Below are 18,879 nucleotides of genomic sequence, written 5' to 3'. Positions count from 1 at the left end.
TATGCTTAATACTTTCGACCCCCGGCAAATCTTGTCGGTAACCATGATCCTTTTTGCCATTATCGATATTTTGGGTACTATACCCATTATTATTGATCTAAGGCAACGTGCCGGGCATATTGAATCGGAAAAGGCATCGTTTACGGTACTGGTACTCATGATCGTGTTCCTGTTCGTGGGCGAAGAGTTGCTGAAAGTTATAGGGTTGGATATTTCCTCTTTTGCTATTGCCGGTTCGCTGGTGATTTTCATCATCGCTATGGAAATGATTTTGGGTATCAAGTTTTTTAAAGAAGACGATATTCCCAGCACGGTTTCCATTGTGCCGCTGGCATTTCCGCTTATAGCCGGTGCAGGTACTATGACTACCTTATTATCCCTGAAATCTCAATATGCTACGGCTAATATTATAGTAGGTATCGTGCTTAATACCATTATTGTTTACGTAGTACTTAAAAACGTAAAACTGTTAGAACAGCTACTGGGTAAAACCGGCCTGGGCGTATTACGTAAAGCCTTTGGGGTAATTTTACTGGCAATTGCCATTAAACTCTTTAGAAGTAATAGCGGGTTGTAAGTGTTCACAATAGAATTTAAGCAAACTATTTTTGTGAGACTTGATCAGGCAAGGGTGGAAAAAGCTTAAACACACCCAAAACTACACCATAAATTATAGCGCCTCCTACCACAGACGCGATAATATCTTTATGATCAAACGTGCGGCTTGGTATAAACAACTGTACAATTTCGTAGATGATCAGTCCTGCAACAAACGAGCAGGTTGCTCTGAACAAAACAGCTTTGTCGTTAACTTCTTTAATAAGCGTATAGAGCAGCACCAATATCATGGGCGCAAGCAGGTTAGGGAACCAATCGGCAAGGGTGTAAGTGTCAATGTGGTTCTTTAGCCAGTATGGACGTAGCGTAGTTTCTCCATAAATGGTAAAAATAACGGTTGCCGCCAGCAGCATGCAAAGTGTGAAACGCCTTATCATGCAGCTAATATAGGTTTTGTTGACTTATTTATTCTGGCAAAAGTACACCGGTTGGTGCGGGTGGGTTTGCGCTTAGCCGGGCTACAAACATGGTATCGGCTTTACGCTCATAACCTTTAAGCACCTGCATCTCTTCTAGCTGCAAACCTAACTCCGTTACCATAAAGTTTACGTTGTCCTCATTTTCGGCCTTAAATGCCGAGCAGGTTATATAAATTAATGGTTTGCCGGGTTTCAGATATTTAACTACGTTACGTATAATACTTTGCTGCAGACGCTGAAAAAATTCGATGCGGTGCCCGTTAAATTGCGAAATGAGTTCGGGCGTGCGGCCCCAGGTACCCGAGCCGGTGCAGGGCGCATCTAAGATAATGCCATCGAAGGCATAGTCATGCATAATGAAATCTGGATTTTGGGTGAGGTCGAGAATCTTTTTTTGATATTTTAGTAGGCCTACTTGTCTGAAACGTTCATCCAGGTTAGCCAGAATATTTTCGCGGATATCAGATACGACCAATTTCAAGTTGGGTTCTTGCTCGTGAAGCAGTAAAGATTTACCGCCCGATGCAGCGCAGGCATCCCACCAGTTTTCCCATTTTTGCGGCCTGAAATATTGTGCCGTTTGTTGCGAAGAATAATCCTGCACTTCAAACCAATGCTGGTTGGCAAATAAGGTTTCAAGCTTGGTTCCGTTGGGCAGGCTTAGGCAATTAGCGCCTTCATCTTTAAAGCTCACATCGGCTTGGCTAAGAACAGTTTTTACCTGTTGCTCAAAGCCTTTACGCACCCGGATAAAAAGATCGGGCTGGATGAAGAATGACTTTAAAAATTCCTGTTTATTGATGGAGCCGGAGAGCTGGGCATGCTGCGGATAAACATCAGTAAGTTCAAAATCCGGGTAGGTTGATTTAACCATTTCCAGCTTATCATCAACATTAAAGCCCACGCAGGCCGCCCACTCGGGTTTAAAGTGTTGTAAAAAAGAATTGGTTTGTGCGTTACATAAAAACTCGGCAACCATGAGGCGATCTTCGGCAGGTGCATTAGGCAATGCACCACCCAGCCTGAAATAATTGTAAACCAACCTACTGGCTACCCGGCGGTCGGTAGAACCCATTTGCTTGTTTTGCCTGAAAAAGCCAGGTAAAAATTTGCTCAATTGTACATCGGCCGGAAACTCGGCCAATATGCGTTGAAAAGTTTTGAGCTGGTTAAGGGCTTTCATTGTACCTGTTTTAACTCAAAATTAGTGTATTTAAAAACATTAACATGAGTATTAATCCAACCTAAGCCAGGTTTTTTAACAAAGTGGAAGCTATTATGCAGGGCGTTAAAATCATGGCTGTCTAGATGAGTAAGCTGGTTGCCATCCTGCGCTAACAGGCTGCCAAAGTATAAACCTTCATCAAAGCCTTTATAGGCATATTGGGTAGGTTCGCTTTTAAAATACTTACGGTAATTTTTAATAAAGTTAACGGTAGCAGAGGCACGGTAGTTAACCTTATCGGCAGAGGTTATGTGAGCTTTAATGCGTTGTAATATGTCGAACTTTAAAAATGTTAGCTTGTCCCAGTTAGGGTGCCCGATGGTAGTAACCGGGTAATGGCGCGAAAGGGTATCTAAAGAGCGTAAAGTAACCGATAAATAGCTTTGGTTTACGGCAGGCACTATAAAGACATTTTCTGTCTTGTTATCCAACTGTGGCAAGAGCGCCGTTAAACTGCCGTGCGAAACCGTAAAGTAAACCACCTGTATCTTGCGTTTGCCAAGACTGTCTATAGCTCTTTTGAAGGGCACAATAAACTTATTGTCGACACTAAAACCCGAACGCAAAATAAACACCTTTTTAGGTTTTAGCTGGTTGGCTATAAACTGAGCGGCTCCCGCTGCGTGATAGTCGAGCGGCGGATTGATGGTAATTAAATTAGAACTGCCAAAATCGGCAGGAGAGGCGGGCGACAACGGCGATAATAATGGCCTGCGCAAAGTTGCCGGTTTACCAATAAATGATTTTATGCCTTCGGGAAATACGGGGCCAACAATTAAATTACTGTTATTTACCGATGGATTTAAAGAAAGGCTATGGGTATAACCGGGTTCATCCTTAGTATCAAAAACCTGCAGTTTATAGTTGTAACCCAAACCGGTTAGCGAGTCGAGCGCGAGCTTAAACCCCTGGTAATAATCAATAGCGATGTTAGCTTTTTTCAGATCGGCTGCTGAGTAACCTTTTACCGAGCCCACATTGTCGAGGCTGAAAGGTAGCAGCAGGGCAATGGTAGAAGTTTTTGAAACCGGCGCTTTAACTACCGGTTTATTTGCATCGGTAGCGGGCTTATTCGTTTCATTAGCGGTATTGGCTACCGGCTTTTGCGGGCCTGTTCTCCCAACAGGCTGTACCTTGGGCGAGCAGGCGCTGATCAGTATCAGCGCCAGCAGCCAAAGTTGTTTATTCCCACTCAATGGTAGCCGGTGGTTTTGAACTAATGTCATATACTACCCGGTTTATTCCTTTTACGTTGTTAATGATCTCGTTTGATATTTTGGCAAGCAATTCATAAGGCAAATGGCACCAGTCGGCGGTCATTCCGTCTAATGATTCTACAGCGCGCAAGCATACTACGTTTTCGTAAGTACGCTCATCGCCCATTACACCTACCGATTGTACCGGCAAATAAATAGCCCCGGCTTGCCAAACTTTATCGTAAACACCAGCCTGGCGTAAATTGTTGATATAAATCGCATCGGCCTGTTGTAATATGGCTACTTTCTCAGGTGTAACATCTCCTAATATCCTGATAGCCAAGCCCGGACCCGGAAATGGGTGACGGCCTAAAATGTTAGGATCGATGCCTAAAGTTTTACCTACACGGCGAACCTCGTCTTTAAATAAAGTATTCAGAGGTTCTACCACTTTGAGCTTCATGAAATCGGGCAAACCGCCTACGTTATGGTGCGACTTGATGGTAGCCGAAGGGCCGTTTACCGATACCGACTCAATAACGTCAGGGTATATAGTACCCTGTCCCAGCCACTTTACATCCTGTACTTCGTGGGCTGCATCGTCAAACACTTCGATGAATACGCGGCCAATAGCTTTGCGTTTCTTTTCAGGGTCGCTCAAGCCGCTCAGGGCATCGTAAAAACGTTGCTTGGCATCAATGCCGCGCACGTTTAAGCCCATGCCTTCGTACGACTGTAAGACCGATTCAAACTCGTCTTTACGCAGCAGGCCGTTATCTACAAAAATGCAGTACAGGTTTTTGCCAATAGCCTGGTGAAGCAATACGGCAGCAACCGATGAATCTACACCACCCGAAAGACCTAAAACTACTTTATCATCACCCAGTTTTTCTTTTAGGGCAGCAATGGTAGTTTCAACGAACGACTCTGAGGTCCAGTCTTGTTTACAGCCGCAAATATCAACCAAAAAGTTTTGCAGCAATTGCTTGCCATCTAAACTATGGGTAACCTCGGGGTGAAACTGTATGGCGTAAGTAGGGGTGTCTTTAATTTGATAAGCCGCTACCTTAACGGTATCTGTGCTGGCTATAATTTCAAAATTATCGGCAATACTGGCAATGGTATCGCCGTGCGACATCCATACCTGTGAATTGGAAGGGATATCTTTAAACAGCGGGTTGGCTTCATTAATATATTGCAGGTTGGCACGGCCATACTCGCGCGTGCTCGATGGCAATACCTCGCCTCCATTATGCTGCGCTAAGTATTGCGCACCATAGCATACACCTAAAATTGGCATTTTGCCATGGTAGGGTGCAAAATCAAATTGTGGTGCGTTTTCCTGGCGTACCGAATACGGGCTACCCGACAGGATAATACCTTTAACGGTGCTGTCTACTTCAGGAAAATGATTGAAAGGATGGATTTCGCAGTAAATGTTAAGCTCTCTTACACGACGGGCTATGAGCTGGGTAAACTGTGAGCCGAAATCAAGGATCAGAATTTTTTCAGGCATGGGCAAAGATAGTTTTTTGAGCCCATATGTAAGTTAACAGTTTTAATATTGTTATTTAACACTGCCTTTAAGCTGGTTATAATATATTTGTTAATGCACAAACTACTTAAATCGTTCATTTTTGGCGCACTTGTTTTAACCGTAAGTGTAAACGCCAAAGCGCAAGCCGATGGTGAGCTTTCTAAGCAATACACCGAATTTAAGATCTTGAATTCCACCAAGAGCAATGCATCGGCCATTGAGTTGGGCAAGCAATTATTGCCGCAGGCAGATAAACTGCCAGACAACAGCCGCGTAATTTTTTATAACATGCTGGCTAAGGCTTACGAGGAAGAAAAGCAGCCCGATATGGCGCAACCACTATATGAAAAAGTTATTGTGATGCAGCCCGATTACTATGTTGCGCATTTAGCGCTCGGGCACATATACATGCAGAAAGCTAATCAGGAAGGCACATTGGTGAACGCTTCTAAAGGCGATAAAGCAGCTTACCAAAAGCACTTAGCTGCGTATACTGCATTGATAAAAACGGCCATACCTCACTTAGAAAAGGTACAGGCCTGCGATCCGTATGACGATAACCTTAATTTGATCAAGAAGCTTTACACCAGCATTAACAATGCTGCAGCCATTTCAACTCTTGATGCCCGTGTTAAAGCCATGAGCGGCAAGTGTGTGGATATTTTGATGGATAAGTAAAGGGTTAAAAAGCTAAAGGTTTACCCTGTTCAGGATAGATCAAATGCAGCCCCATAATATTAGCCGCTTTAAGTTGCTGCTTAATGGTGTTGATGTGGCTTTGCGGAGGTTTAACGTGCGTAACTATCACATTCAATCCCTTGATGGAGGCAGGGCCGGTTAATTGAGCTAATACTTTCATCTCTTTCATTAGCCAATTGGGGGTAAGATGGCCAAACAGTGTTTTATCGGGCTGCTCGTTAGGGAAGGATACCTCGATCATTAATGCCTTTAATTTTCCTGATTTTACAATTGGCGCTATTGCCCGCCATAAGGCTTGCAGGTTAGTGCTTTTCTCTATCTCGTCGGGCCCGGTATCACCCAGGTAAAGCAGGTAACTACCACCATTGTTAACCAAAAAAGCCGTGCTTTGCAGGTTAGAATGGCTTAACGGAAAGGTCTGCACTTTTAAGGCAGTACCCGCAACCTCTACTTCCTTATCCGGAGTTAATACTTCATAATGGTATTTGTTCAATTGCGGCTTTTCGCCCTCGTTAGCAAAGTTGGCCCAGCTTTTCCAGGTAAAGTAATTGTTCTTAAATACCTCTATGCAATCGGCATTAGCGTAAATGGTTTTGGCCGTATCGTCGGGCGAGTTAATGATCAGGCCGCTCAGGTGGTCGAGGTGAGAGTGGGAGATGAAGTAGGCCTTAATATACTGTTTTAATACCTGTTCGGCCGGTAGGTTAAATACCTTACGGTCAATAGCTTTTTGAATGCCTGCATGCAGCGTACCTGCATCTAAACATATAAAATTATGGGTATTATAAGGCGCCACCATGTAAGCCGACAGATTGCTTTCATCTATACCTCCTTTAACACCTAAAGGCACTACACTAAAAGAAGCCGTTTGGCCAAACGACATTAAACTCAGTAAGAGTAAAAAAGGAAGAAGGGCAGCTTTATAAGAATAATACATAGGTGGCGTTTAATATTGCAAAGTTATGTATTAGGCCGTTAAATGCAGCTTTGGCATTTATACGCTTAACCGTAATTTAGCACCCTTATGAAAACAAGTAAGATCATAGCCAAATTGCTGGTGAGGCTGGTATTTATATTAATATTGGTTGCGGCAGTGTGGATAACACAAAATAACGATAAACTAAAAGGCTTAGGTTATATTAAACTCAACACCTGGACGCTTATTTACCCGGTATTATTGATAGTTGGTTTTATAGGATTGTTGATTACCGCCGCAGTGAAAAAATATAACAGTATGGATATAAACCTGCTGTTAATAGTGAATACGGTAATGCTATTGATTTATGCGATGGCTGTTTTTTTTAGGATTGCTTATCATTGATGCGAGTGCGCTTTGCTTTCTGATTAGCCCTGCCCCTGTAAACCCGGAGTAAGTGATCTATCTTAGACCGATTGAGCGTAAAACCATCCAACGTGAACCGGCATAAGCCTCCAGGGAAATAGTAGTTTAAATAAATGCTTCGTATCCGGCCAGAGGTAGACATGGTTGTCCTCTCATCCCTGATCTGCGACCATGGGTAAAAAGGCGTTTCTGCATTGCTCATACCCTCGTTGCTGATTGTGATTTGCGGCTTACCGTTGTATGCATCTCTTATGGTGATATAAAATAGACCGATACCTACAACCATAAGAAATGCGCCCCATATACGAACATAAGTACCTACATCAGGTATACTCATCATGAGTACACCCACTCCCAAAATAGGGACGTAAAACAATAACGTCAAATATTTTTTTGTTTTGGAGTAGTACACAACCGTCTCAGGCGGAACCTGCGGGTCATCGCTGAATACATCGGGGTGTTTAAATTTTTCCTGCAGGCTTTTCCACTTTTCTTTATCGGCTTGCGATACACCTATATCAAAAAATACCGGGCTCCCATCTTCTTTCATTAAGCCCGAGTTACGTGCACGCTCTTTAAGTTCATGAACGTTGCGCACGTTTTCGAAAGCCCATATACGCCATTTAGCACTTTTTTTACTATAACACATCAGTGCCATTACGGGGCCTGCAACCATCACCAGCGGAAAGTAGAGTATTAGCGAAAAGACAATAAAGCCTGTAAAACCAACGGCAATACTTAATATAAATATCAGAATGCTGGGCAGCACAACATCTTTGCGCCCTTTTTGAATGGCTTGCTCTACCGATACCGTTTCAAAAGTAAAGCTCATAGCTTAAAGTGATTAAGAAGTTTAATAACTATTCCGTCTTCATTTCCTTTTCAGCCTCTTTCTTGTATTCATAATCGCCGCCTAATAGGTAGCCCCATGGTTTGAGATCTTTAATATTATCAAAGATGATCTTGAAAATAGCGATGACAGGGATAGAAAGAAACATGCCCGATAACCCCCAAAGCATTTCGCCTACAATGATACCTATAAAGGTGATCAACGCATTCAGGCGGACTTTAGAGCCTACTACCATCGGCAGTATAACATTGGCATCTATAGCATGAATAATAATGACTACCACAGCTACGATAACAGCTTTACTGATAGCTCCTGTTGCAAAGGTGATTAAGGCACTCAGCAGCAATGCCGAAAATATGCCTACATAAGGTATAATGTTGAATAACCCGGTGATAATGCCTAAAAGGATTGCGTACTTGACCCCAATTATCCAAAAAGCTATACAAGCTACTACGGCTACGATGAGCATCTCAAGTAACAATCCTAAAATGTACTGGCGTAAAATGCTCTGGATGTTTTCGGCAATGGTGTTTACGGTTGCAGCGGCTTCCTCATCAAACACATAGATAACGAAACGGAATAGTAAGCGCCTGTAAAACAGAATCAGAAATGTAAAAATGAGGATAAAAACATAGAACAGCAGCAATGATGAAACTGCGCCGAACGTGGTGCCAAATATGCTGGTGCCTGATGCTACCAGTTTATCGGTAGTATCGTTTACATAAACCATTTGCTTTTCGGCATTGATATGGAACGTGTGCTGTATCCAAACCTGCATATCGGCGAATGATTTAGCTACCTGTGCTTTGAGCATAGGCCAGTCATTAGCCAAGTTTGATATTTGGGTACCAATGAGGTAAACAATGCCGCCTATAAAAGTTACCATGAGTAAAATAGCCAGGAAACTGGCCATACTGCGGGGCATTTTAAATTTACGCTCAAAAAAGTTACATAATGGCAGGAGCAATATGGCGAATAAGAAGCCGAACATCAGCGGATCCAGAAGTTCTTTGCCAAGGATAATTAAAAACCCCAGTGCCATCATACCTATGAGTACAAGAGCAAATTTAGCGTAAAAAGGGAGGTGGGTACTTTTTAGAATCATATCGTTTGAGTATCGGGTAAATTATGCTGATTAACAGGGAGTAGCTGGTAATGTTTGAAACGGTTTAAACTACCTTATAGCTAAAAATAGTATTCTATAATCTTGTTCAATGAGTTAGGGTTCTGAAGCGGGTGAGGTACAGAGAAAGCAAATCTTTCACACCATTCAATTTAACGTTTACTTTACTTTACTTTACTTGATCATAAACAGGTTAACCAAAGTAAAAGGGGCTATTGGGTAAGATGAAATGAAGCCTAAGGGGAGGTGCTATGTCTGAAAATTCATCGAGTAAAACATAAAAGCCCCCGGAAAGTAAACTTCCGGGGGCTTTTATGTTTGTTTGGGGTTACCTACCTTACGGTGAAGGCAACCAGTTTGTCGCCCCAGGCAAAGCTTACTTTGCCGGCCGGGTCAACCATAAATTTCATTTGCTCTACAAATGCAGGCGCTTTATCGGTTTTAACGGTTACTCGCAAAACGTCATCAGCCTCTACATATTTAGTACCCCATGAGGTAATATCTTTGTTAAACATCAAAACCCATTCTTTTTCACCGGGAATGGTGTACAGTGCATACTTACCGGCAGCCAAAGCCTTACCTTCAACTTTTACATCTTTACTGAAAGTAATGGTGGTTACATTGTTAGCTCCGGTGCGCCACCATTTGCCATAAGGGGCAATATCGGTACCAATGGTACGACCTTTAACCGAAGGCTGGCTGTAGGCCACTTCAATAGCAACTCCTTTTTTAGTGGTTGTCCTCACCGTATCGGGCGGACTCAACGGTGCCTTTTTAGGGGTTTGTGCCGAGGCCGAAAACGCGGTGATCATAAAACCTGCAATAAGGCTTAATTTCAATAGTTTCTTCATTGTTTTTCTTGATATGTTAGTGTTAAATTGAATTTGATTTATGCTGCCTGCTTCAAAAGTTTGAGCTTAAAGTTAAGCAGGCTGTTTTTTAATTCATAAAACCGCTGAACGGTAATGTTCACATATGCCACAGTTGCTTTATTAAATAGAACGAGGTTCTCGTTATCATAGTGTTGCCCGTCGAAGTATTTTAGGTCATTGGGCATATACTGATCCAGTATTTCTTTTTGTTCGGGTGTAATGCTGGCCTTGTAATCATCATCGGCTGTTATTTCCTGCAAACGGTTTTTGAGTTCTTTTTCGGTAAGATAAACTTTGGCCAAGGTATCATTAATCTGTTCAAACTGCATATTACTGTATACCGGATTTATTTCTTCCACCAGTTTTTCATAAAGCACATAGGCATCTGTGGTGGTTTTTTGATGAGCTATCAGTGCCTGGTACTTTTCTTCCAGTAGTTGCCGGTTTTGCTCTTGTGCCAAGTTGTAGAAAGAGGTGTAAATAGTTTGGTCGAGCCCGACAAGCTGTTTTTCGGCTTCATTTTTTTCTGCGGTAATCTGGTCAATAATATCCTGCGCCCGGGCATTATAGTACTTCTTACCTTTATAATCGAAGGTTTTAATGTCTTTATTACTTATGGCATAGGTTAACAGGTTAATGTCTTGCTGCATTCCCTTAATTTGTTTAGGCAAATTGCAGTTGTCATCGCTAAATAGTTTGTTTATGTCATGAGGTGTTGTTTGCAAGCCTTTTACCTGGGGTTCAAACGCTGTAATGGCAATATCCCTGCTATCATAGTACTCTTTAAAATAAGGATCGTAAGAATTTGAGCGCAGGTCGGTTTCATACAGCGAGATAAAATGTTCGGTATCAATTATCTCAAATTCATCGCTCTCTTTAAATTGTGTGTACAGTTGGCTGGTCATCTGCTTTTGCAAAGCTTCAGCATTAGTAAATATTTCCCAGGCAGCAAGCTCAACAGAAGGCGTATCAACACCAATGTTTGTTAAATAATGCTCTCGTTCATTACTGGTAGGATGCGAGGCCCATTGATTGTTGACGGATACCTGGGTGTTATTTAAAACTGCCATATGGCGGTCTATAACGGGCAAACCGGCCGCATCAGTTGGTAAACGGTGGTTAAGGGCAAACCGGCGCAATACTTCCCGGTGCTGGGTGTAAAAATTTTCGGCGCGTTGCCTGGCTGCTATCTTTTCGTTCCAGTAATTTAATAAATCATCATAACAAATTTGGCCAACCTCAATTCGCCTTAATGAGTTGATAGACTGGTTGGAGCCGGTTACATAAGCGGCTATGGCATCGGCCTGAAATTCCATCTCACGCGAGAGGCTCATGTGGCTTTTATTAATGAGCACATAAACCTGCCTTAAAATGTATTGTATGCCTTTAATTACATGAATATTGATGAACGCCGTAAACCGGAATATAGATGCAGCGTTGCTCCAGTAACCCAGCGTGGCCTCATAGCCCGCATTATCGTACAGCAGATTGTGTATAACCTTGTTTAAGTTATAAACGTAGCTGCCAAACTTCATGCTGCGCTGCGAAAAGTGGCCAAACTCATGTGCCAGCACGGCTTTAAATTCTGATTGGTTAAGCGAATTAACCAGTCCCAGGCCGATCTTGAGGTTTTTAGGTATAGGCAAAAACATGCTCCAAAAGCTGGAATCAAAAAACACACCGGCGTTCACCTCATGTGTTAAATACACATGTTTAGGAAAAGGAACGCCAACCTCTTGGGTTACTTTTCTAATAAAGGTGAACAATTCGGGCTGGTTGGCGGCTGTAATTTCAATGGTGTCGGAGTTGTCGGCCGGGATTGATTTTGCAAATAAAAACTTAATGAGAAAATAGATCAGCAGCACGCCCGATGCTATGAGGGCAACTGCTAAACCCAAAGTTAAAGTATTAAAATGCAGTACAACTACTAAGAAGTAAGCTAAAAAGAAAAAAGCGCAGGCAAGAGCTACGGTAACTAAAAATAGCACCAGGTAGGTGACAAAAAAAAGTGCAATAGAACCCAGCATACCCCATACCTGCTTTTTAAACTTTTTTGATGGCTTAATAACGCTCCTGTCTGCGTTTTGGGGCATTGGTGGATAGGCTATCAGCATATCGGGCATTGTGATTATGTCAGGCTATTTTGGTTGAAAATGCATCGATGATCTTCATCAGCGTAACTGCCTCTTCAATAGTACAAGGGTTGGGTTCTTCGTTGTTTAAGTAACCAACCATGCTGTTAATCATCGGCAGCTGAATGTTCTCGGGTTGTTCAAAGTCAAGTATTTGCTCGCCATCTTTATTTTTTAAAGTTACCGAGTTGCCAAACACCGCAAAGCTGATGCTGCCTTCGCTGCCAATCATTTCGCAGCGGTCAATATTCTCAGTTTCGGCCACGTTAAAACACCAGGAGCCGTTTACCACTACGTTGCTTTTAAATAGAATAGAGCCTGATATATGGTCGTCGGCCTCGTTAGCCCGTGCCTGGTTTAACCCGAAGCCCTGGTAGTGCACAGGTTCGCCAAAAAAGTATAACATTAAATCGAGCTGGTGAGGAGCAAGGTCATGAAAGTAGCCACCACCCGATAACTCCGGCTGCGTGCGCCAGTTTGGCGATCCTTTAGTTACCAGCGCGGGTTTGCGGCTTTGCCATAACCGGAGCTGTACCGTGCGTACATCGCCTATCGCATACTGCTCCAGCAATGCTTTAATCTTTAAAAATATGGGTAAACGGCGGCGATAGTGAGCCACTATTAACCTGCCATTATAATGTTGTACAGCATCGGCCAGTTGCTGGGCCTGTTTAGCGTTTAAGGTAACAGGTTTTTCTACATAGACCGGGTAGCCTTTCTGCAAAGCCGCTATGGCGTAATCGAGGTGTGATGACGGGGGAGTAGCCACGTAAATGGCATTAACTTCCTCATCGTTCAGCAGCTCATTAGCATCACTATACCACTTACTTACCTGGTGCCGGGCGGCATAATCGGCAGCCTTATCGGCATCGCGGCGCATTACGGCTACCAGTTTGCTGCTGGGTACTTTATTAAAAGCCGGGCCGCTTTTTTTTTCGGTTACGTCGCCGCAGCCAATAATGCCCCAGTTTATGGTTTCCATCAGGGTTTGTTTTGTAGTATGGTTTCTATGTGGTTGAGTTCTTCGGTGGTAAAGTTGGTATTGTCCAGGCATTTGAGCGAATCAGCCAATTGCTCGGGCTTACTTGCACCTATGAGTACCGTAGTAACCCTTTTATCTTTCATTAACCAGGCCAGTGCCATTTGTGCCAGCGTTTGGTTGCGCTGCAAGGCTAACTGGTTAAGCTGCTTAATCTGTTCAATTCTTTCGGGTGTAATTTGGTTGGTTTGCAAGTGTCCGCTTTGTTTGGCCGCCCTTGAATCTTGAGGTACGCCGTTCAAGTATTTATTGGTGAGCACGCCCTGCGCCAACGGCGAAAAAGGAATGCAGCCAACACCTTCTTCTTCTAAAACATCCAGCAAACCGCCCTCTACCCAGCGTTCGAACATAGAGTATTTAGGCTGATGGATAAGGCAAGGGGTACCCAGTTGTTTAAGTATGGCAATGGCCTGTTTGGCTTCTTCGGCCTTATAATTGGATATACCTACGTACAATGCTTTTCCCTGGCGAACGATATGGTCCAAAGCTCCCATAGTTTCCTCAAGCGGTGTTTCAGGGTCGGGGCGATGGTGATAAAAGATATCTACGTAATCGAGCTTCATACGCTTAAGGCTTTGATCAAGGCTCGATACCAGGTATTTTTTTGATCCCCAGTTGCCGTAAGGCCCGGGCCACATATCGTAACCAGCCTTGCTGGATATAATGAGCTCATCGCGATAGCTGCGGAAATCTTTGTCGAGTAAATAACCAAAGTTCTCTTCGGCCGAACCATAGGGCGGACCGTAGTTGTTAGCCAGATCAAAATGCGTAATGCCGCTATCAAAAGCCAAATGTAAAATCTTACGGTAGTTTTCAAAAACATCAACCCCGCCGAAATTATGCCATAGTCCTAACGATAAAGCAGGCAATTGAATACCGCTTTTGCCACAGCGGCGGTAGGGCATTTTTTCGTAACGGTTAGCCGAAGCGATGTAGGTCATAAATTTTAGAGTAAAGAATACAGCGTCAAGAACATAGATTAAGCACTACGATCATCGACCTTGTAAATTTATTAATTTACCTACACCATGGAAATGAAATGTTAAACTATTTCGGCCACTACAAATGTGCTGCCGCCGGCAAAAACCAGGTCGTTGAGACCAGCATGTTGTTGAGCCGCCTGCAAGGCTGCTTTTACTGAAGAATAAGTTTGCCCGTGTAAATTTAAAGCAGCGGCTTGTTGCTGTAAAGCTTCGGCCTCTAATCCGCGCGGAATATCGGGTTTGCAAAAATAGTAGGTAGCATCTTTAGGCAGCATGCTCAATACTTTAGTAATATCTTTATCGTTGACCATGCCTACCACAAAGTGCAAATGCTCGTAGGTAACAGCTGCAATATTTTGTAATACCTCGGCTATACCATCGGGGTTATGCCCGGTATCGCATATAGTAAGCGGATGGGTGCTCAACGTTTGCCAGCGACCGGCCAACCCGGTAAGCAGTTGAACCTCTGTTAATGCCTGAGCTATATGTTCATCGGAAATAACAAAACCTTGCGATCGTAATTCTTCGACAGCAGACAGCACCGTTTTTACATTCTTAAGCTGGTAAGTTCCGGTAAGATCGAGTTGAAGATGGAGCGGGGTGAGGGGATTAGCATTATCAGAAAGGGTAGCAGTAATTGGCAACAGTTGAGCAGCGTTAAGTTCATCTGCTTTGATATTCCATTTTTGAGAGGCAAATATGAGTGCTGCGTTTTCCTTTTCGGCTTTATTCAAAAATACCTGTGCCACCCCGTGTTGATACTCACCAATTAATACCGGGACATGAGGTTTAATGATGCCTGCCTTTTCGCCCGCAATTTCTGTCAGAGTGTTTCCTAACAGATTCATGTGGTCCCACCCAATATTGGTGATGATGGACAGTAACGGTGTGATGATATTGGTAGAATCTAAGCGGCCACCCAGGCCTACCTCGATAATGGCAATGTCTACCTTGTGGCGTGCAAAAGCATCAAAGGCCATGGCTACCGTCATTTCAAAAAAAGAAGGTTCAATGGTTTCAAAGTCGGCCTGGTGGTTAGCCACAAAATTTACTACTTCCTGCTCACTAATCATTTGTCCGTTAATGCGGATGCGTTCCCTGAAATCTTTTAGGTGAGGAGAGGTATACAAGCCCGTTTTATAACCCGCCGTTTGCAGCACCGCCGCCAGCATATGCGAGGTAGAGCCTTTACCATTTGTGCCACCTACATGAATGCTTTTAAACTTATGTTGAGGATTATCAAGCACTTCGCAAAGGGCAATAGTATTGGTTAAATCCTTTTTAAAAGCTGATGCACCTATACGCGTGAACATGGGTAGCTGTGTATAGAGATAGTCGAGGGTTTGCTGGTAGTTCATTGTTGAAGTCGATGGTTGATAGACCATAGTCCATGGTTGTTCAATGCGTCATTGCGAGGTACGAAGCAATCGCTACACGACAGGTAAAGCGCAATTGTTCTACGTAGAGATTGCTTCGTACCTCGCAATGACGGTATAATGGAAAGCCAAAGCTATTGACTTAAAATGTAAAAATGGGGAATTAATGAAAACAGACAGTCTGCAGAACCTACTGTATCTTAAACACAAATACCACCGTGCCCTTTTGCAGGTCGGCGCTTTCAAGTTGGTTTAATTTGGCTCTTTTAACAGCGGCTTCACATTTATCGAGCAAAGATTGATCGGAAATGGTAGTACCGCGTCCACCGGCTGTTGCACGTACAATGTTTCCGTCTTTATCAACCACAATGTCAACAACTATCTTACCCGTTTGGCGGGTGTCGTTATCCATACTCGGGCGACTAACAAAGCTGCGCTGCGGCATGTTTTGCAAACTGCCGCCGGTGCCAGATCCTGTACCGGTGTAGTCATTGGTTAGCGTGCTGCCCGTAGGCTTGCCCTGGTTACCGGGTTTGTTTCCGGTACCATCGCCCTCGCCGGTACCATTGTTAGTTTTGCCTTTGTATAAGGCGTTTTGGTTAACAACTTCTTTAGGTGGTTCTTTGGTTGGCTTTTGCTGGGTAGCAACCGTTTGCGACGGCTTTTTGTCGTTGCTAATCTCAGGCGCATCTTCCGTATTTTGCGTAACCACCTGCTTGCTGCTATTGTCCGTAGGTGTTACCTGCTCGGTTGGCGGGGTAGGCGTAACTTTATCGGGCTTGGTTTGATTAGCATTTTCGGCTACCGAGGGTTCTTCGGTGCTCATGTAATCATCGCCCATGCCTTCTTCAACCGTACCGTAATTTACTAAAATACCACCGGTACCATCCTCTTCTTTTGGGGGCTGATGAAAGACAATAAAATAGCTCAAGCCAATAAGCAACGCCATAATAATGCCGGTTGCTAAAAAGGCTTTAGGGTAATTATTATCTTCCTGACGGTAATCCATAGCGTATTACTTAGGCTCGGTGGCCAGCACCAGTTTAATGTTCAGTTTTTGTGCAATATCCATGATCTGTACCACATCCTGTATAGCCACCGTACGGTCTACGTGCAGTACAATAGTCAGTTCGCTGGCTATGTTCTTGTAACCTGCTAACGTGGCTTTCAGCGCATCAATAGGTACTTCTTTCTTTTCTACATAATAACGCAGATCTTGCGTAACCGATACGGTTATGGTTTTTTTTGATACCGCCTGACCTGATGAAGATTTAGGCAGCATCAGCTTGATCACATTTGGATTAGTTACTGTAGACGCAATAAGAAAGAACAGCAGCAAAAAGAACATGATATCATTCATGGCCGAGGTGTGTACCTCTGCAGATGCACGGCTATTTCTTTTTTTAAGGTTCATTATTTGCTTGGTTCTTCTAACAGGTCAATAAACTCAATAGCATCGGTTTCCAGTTTCAGGATCACCTTATCTACCATCATGTTTAAAACATGGTAGCAGACATAAGCTACGATACCCACAAATAAACCGGCGGCCGAGGTTACCATTTTTACATATAAACCTCCTGATATAACGCCCATACTGATGTTATCCGTCTTAGAGATATCGTAAAAAATTTTGATTACCCCGGCAATGGTACCTAAGAAACCAAACATGGGAGCAATACCTGCTACGATACCCAGGATGCCGATATTCTTTTCAAGTTTAGATACTTCGATCTTACCAATATTCTCAATAGCGCCTTCAATATCTTTAATAGGACGGCCAATGCGCAGTAAGCCTTTTTGCAGCATACGGCCCAGCGGACTGTTACTGTTACGGGCAACCGCAATAGCCGAATCCAGTTTGCCGGCGGTAATACTGCTGCGAATCTGGCTCATTAAATTAGATTCATCTTTGGCTGCTTTGCGGATAGTGAAAAAGCGTTCGAAAAAGATCACTAATCCTAAAATAGCGAGTATGGCAATAGGTATCATTACCCAACCACCTTTAATTAACAGGTCGCCAAAGCGCAGGTCATCAACGGGAGCGGCAGGTGTGGTAACCGGCTGCATGGCTTGGTTTACAGTATCAGCAACCTTCAGCGCTGTGTCTTGTAACAGCATTAATAACATCATTTCTTATTAGTTCTTAAAGTTTCAACATACAGATCGCTGCTTCTGAGGTGTTTCAGTTTCACGAGTCTTACTTTTGCGGCCTGGCCTTCGGCGTAGGTTTTGAAAAAGCCTAAGGTAACTTTTACGTATTTACTTAGGCTTACATTTTTTAAAATAGCAGCAGGTACACCTATAGCTTTATAACGTGTTACCACTTGTTTGGCGGCCTCTTCGCTACTAAAGGCACCGCTCATGAGCATAAATTTATAATTATTGCTATTAACCAGCACCGGCGATGTAGCCGCAGGAGTTTCTACCTCAGGAGCAAACTCGGTTGAGGCAGGCATTGGCTTATTGCCCGCGGTAATTACCGATTCGGCTTTAGCCTTGGGCTTAGCTGTAGTGTCTCTGATTATTGGCTTAGTAGTAGGTGGTGCTTTAACTACTTGTGAATCTATGCTTGGCGCCGGTGTTGTCACCTTTGCAACAGTGGCCGGTTTCTCCGGCTTTGCAGTACGCTGATTAAAATACAAGAAAATTGCAATAGCAGCTGCGGCTGCCAAAACTCCATAGAACCAGGGCTTTTGGTAAAAAGGTTTAGCCGGTTCATCTGCTACAGGTTCGGTTGGCGGTACCTCTATTTGTTGCGGCGCTAATACTGGTGCGCTTGCAGCAACGGTTGTTGGCGTAGGTAAAGCTTCTGGCTTTTGATGTTGCCTTAATAAAGGAGAACTTGCTGTAAGTGGTACTGGTTCGTGTGATGGTTTTTGTACCGGTTCGTCTTTTTCAACAGATAATACAGGTAGGTTAACCGGCTCGTTAGTAACGGGCTGCTCTTCTGGTGCTTGAACAGGATCAGCAGATTCTGCCAAGGGCTGTGCAGTTGCAGGTAGTGCTGTAGGTTCTTCTTCAGTAATTATTAGTTCCTGTACAGGTGGTATAAGTTCGGATTTTATGCTCACCGGTACAAAGCCAAAGGCGGCTGAGGGGGTATCTCCGGTTATAGCCGGACGAAAGCTTAACGTTTCCTCTTCTTTAGAAAGCCAGCCTAATTTGCCCAGCATTACCTCGCCAATTTCGGCCTGCTGCAAAATATTTTGCAGGTATTTATCCATAAAGTATTTGGCCGAACTGGCCGATACTTTGCTCCGGGATGTTAAGTACTGCAAAAGCGAATCATCTTCAACCGCCTGCTGTTTAAACTCTGTTTGGAAATACGGTGGGTATAGTTTACCCTCATCGGCATTATAATAGCCTCTTTTACGAACCTGTTTAAACACCCCAATTTTGGGGATGCTTATGTTACCATGCTCGTTAAGCAACTCCGTAATATAAACCGACAAATCCATTTCTTTCTAA

General features: G+C 43.5%; 19 protein-coding genes. 3 read left to right on the top strand and 16 right to left on the bottom strand.

Going from position 1 to position 18,879, the window contains the following annotated elements:
* Nucleotide 1 precedes the first annotated feature (1 nt).
* Complete coding sequence (locus IEV61_RS01345) at nt 2–577, top strand: MarC family protein (RefSeq protein ID WP_188413067.1); 576 nt, start codon at nt 2–4, stop codon at nt 575–577.
* A gap of 25 nt (nt 578–602) precedes the next feature.
* Here the strand turns inward: IEV61_RS01345 and IEV61_RS01340 are convergent, their stop codons facing one another.
* The 4 genes from IEV61_RS01340 to guaA are packed head-to-tail and all read right to left on the bottom strand — an operon-like array spanning nt 603 to nt 4,974.
* Nucleotides 603–995 (bottom strand): VanZ family protein, encoded by a 393-nt coding sequence (locus IEV61_RS01340; RefSeq protein WP_188413065.1) that lies wholly within the window; start codon nt 993–995, stop codon nt 603–605.
* A gap of 28 nt (nt 996–1,023) precedes the next feature.
* Entirely contained in the window at nt 1,024–2,220 is a 1,197-nt protein-coding gene (locus tag IEV61_RS01335) for an RsmB/NOP family class I SAM-dependent RNA methyltransferase (protein ID WP_188413063.1), read from the bottom strand.
* A complete protein-coding gene (locus IEV61_RS01330) occupies nt 2,217–3,488 on the bottom strand; it encodes an ABC transporter substrate-binding protein (RefSeq protein ID WP_188413061.1) in 1,272 nt (423 codons plus the stop codon). Before IEV61_RS01330 ends, IEV61_RS01335 begins: the two co-directional genes overlap by 4 nt.
* Nucleotides 3,445–4,974 carry a glutamine-hydrolyzing GMP synthase gene (gene guaA / locus IEV61_RS01325; protein WP_188413059.1) on the bottom strand — a complete coding sequence of 510 codons (1,530 nt, stop codon included), beginning with the start codon at nt 4,972–4,974 and terminating at the stop codon, nt 3,445–3,447. Before guaA ends, IEV61_RS01330 begins: the two co-directional genes overlap by 44 nt.
* A gap of 93 nt (nt 4,975–5,067) precedes the next feature.
* On the opposite strand from guaA, the gene IEV61_RS01320 reads away from it, so the two are divergent.
* Nucleotides 5,068–5,673, top strand: coding sequence for a tetratricopeptide repeat protein (locus IEV61_RS01320; RefSeq protein ID WP_188413056.1), 606 nt, complete (start codon nt 5,068–5,070; stop codon nt 5,671–5,673).
* A gap of 4 nt (nt 5,674–5,677) precedes the next feature.
* Here the strand turns inward: IEV61_RS01320 and IEV61_RS01315 are convergent, their stop codons facing one another.
* Nucleotides 5,678–6,631 carry an MBL fold metallo-hydrolase gene (locus IEV61_RS01315; protein ID WP_188413054.1) on the bottom strand — a complete coding sequence of 318 codons (954 nt, stop codon included), beginning with the start codon at nt 6,629–6,631 and terminating at the stop codon, nt 5,678–5,680.
* Nucleotides 6,632–6,718: 87 nt separating this feature from the next.
* Here IEV61_RS01315 and IEV61_RS01310 point away from each other — a divergent pair, with 87 nt between their 5' ends.
* Complete coding sequence (locus tag IEV61_RS01310; RefSeq protein ID WP_188413052.1) at nt 6,719–7,015, top strand: hypothetical protein; 297 nt, start codon at nt 6,719–6,721, stop codon at nt 7,013–7,015.
* On the opposite strand, the gene IEV61_RS01305 is transcribed toward IEV61_RS01310, so the two are convergent.
* The 11 genes from IEV61_RS01305 to IEV61_RS01255 all read right to left on the bottom strand — a co-directional run bounded on the left by IEV61_RS01305 (nt 6,996) and on the right by IEV61_RS01255 (nt 18,869).
* Nucleotides 6,996–7,868 (bottom strand): hypothetical protein, encoded by an 873-nt coding sequence (locus IEV61_RS01305; RefSeq protein ID WP_188413051.1) that lies wholly within the window; start codon nt 7,866–7,868, stop codon nt 6,996–6,998. The two genes, IEV61_RS01310 and IEV61_RS01305, sit on opposite strands and share 20 nt — an antisense overlap.
* Nucleotides 7,869–7,896: 28 nt before the next feature.
* Complete coding sequence (locus IEV61_RS01300; RefSeq protein ID WP_188413049.1) at nt 7,897–8,991, bottom strand: AI-2E family transporter; 1,095 nt, start codon at nt 8,989–8,991, stop codon at nt 7,897–7,899.
* Nucleotides 8,992–9,341: 350 nt separating this feature from the next.
* A complete protein-coding gene (locus tag IEV61_RS01295; RefSeq protein ID WP_188413047.1) occupies nt 9,342–9,860 on the bottom strand; it encodes a DUF2911 domain-containing protein in 519 nt (172 codons plus the stop codon).
* A gap of 38 nt (nt 9,861–9,898) precedes the next feature.
* Nucleotides 9,899–11,974 (bottom strand): M48 family metallopeptidase, encoded by a 2,076-nt coding sequence (locus tag IEV61_RS01290; RefSeq protein WP_188413045.1) that lies wholly within the window; start codon nt 11,972–11,974, stop codon nt 9,899–9,901.
* Nucleotides 11,975–12,014: 40 nt separating this feature from the next.
* Complete coding sequence (locus IEV61_RS01285) at nt 12,015–12,995, bottom strand: Gfo/Idh/MocA family protein (RefSeq protein WP_188413043.1); 981 nt, start codon at nt 12,993–12,995, stop codon at nt 12,015–12,017.
* Nucleotides 12,995–13,993, bottom strand: a complete 999-nt coding sequence (gene mgrA, locus IEV61_RS01280) for an L-glyceraldehyde 3-phosphate reductase (protein WP_188413041.1) — start codon at nt 13,991–13,993, stop codon at nt 12,995–12,997. Before mgrA ends, IEV61_RS01285 begins: the two co-directional genes overlap by 1 nt.
* 101 nt (nt 13,994–14,094) lie before the next feature.
* A complete protein-coding gene (locus IEV61_RS01275; RefSeq protein WP_188413039.1) occupies nt 14,095–15,393 on the bottom strand; it encodes a bifunctional folylpolyglutamate synthase/dihydrofolate synthase in 1,299 nt (432 codons plus the stop codon).
* 208 nt (nt 15,394–15,601) lie between these two features.
* On the bottom strand, nt 15,602–16,420 hold the full coding sequence (locus IEV61_RS01270) for an energy transducer TonB (protein WP_188413037.1): 819 nt from the start codon (nt 16,418–16,420) through the stop codon (nt 15,602–15,604).
* A gap of 6 nt (nt 16,421–16,426) precedes the next feature.
* Complete coding sequence (locus IEV61_RS01265) at nt 16,427–16,825, bottom strand: ExbD/TolR family protein (protein WP_188413036.1); 399 nt, start codon at nt 16,823–16,825, stop codon at nt 16,427–16,429.
* Nucleotides 16,825–17,541, bottom strand: coding sequence for a MotA/TolQ/ExbB proton channel family protein (locus IEV61_RS01260; RefSeq protein WP_373867812.1), 717 nt, complete (start codon nt 17,539–17,541; stop codon nt 16,825–16,827). Before IEV61_RS01260 ends, IEV61_RS01265 begins: the two co-directional genes overlap by 1 nt.
* Nucleotides 17,538–18,869, bottom strand: coding sequence for an SPOR domain-containing protein (locus tag IEV61_RS01255; RefSeq protein WP_188413035.1), 1,332 nt, complete (start codon nt 18,867–18,869; stop codon nt 17,538–17,540). Before IEV61_RS01255 ends, IEV61_RS01260 begins: the two co-directional genes overlap by 4 nt.
* Nucleotides 18,870–18,879 lie beyond the last annotated feature (10 nt).

Origin of the sequence: Mucilaginibacter galii, from assembly GCF_014635825.1 — a bacterium.
In the GTDB taxonomy this organism is placed as follows: domain Bacteria; phylum Bacteroidota; class Bacteroidia; order Sphingobacteriales; family Sphingobacteriaceae; genus Mucilaginibacter; species Mucilaginibacter galii.
The sequence above is the reverse complement of the archived record's forward strand: the minus strand, read 5'-3'. Positions and strand labels throughout refer to the sequence as shown.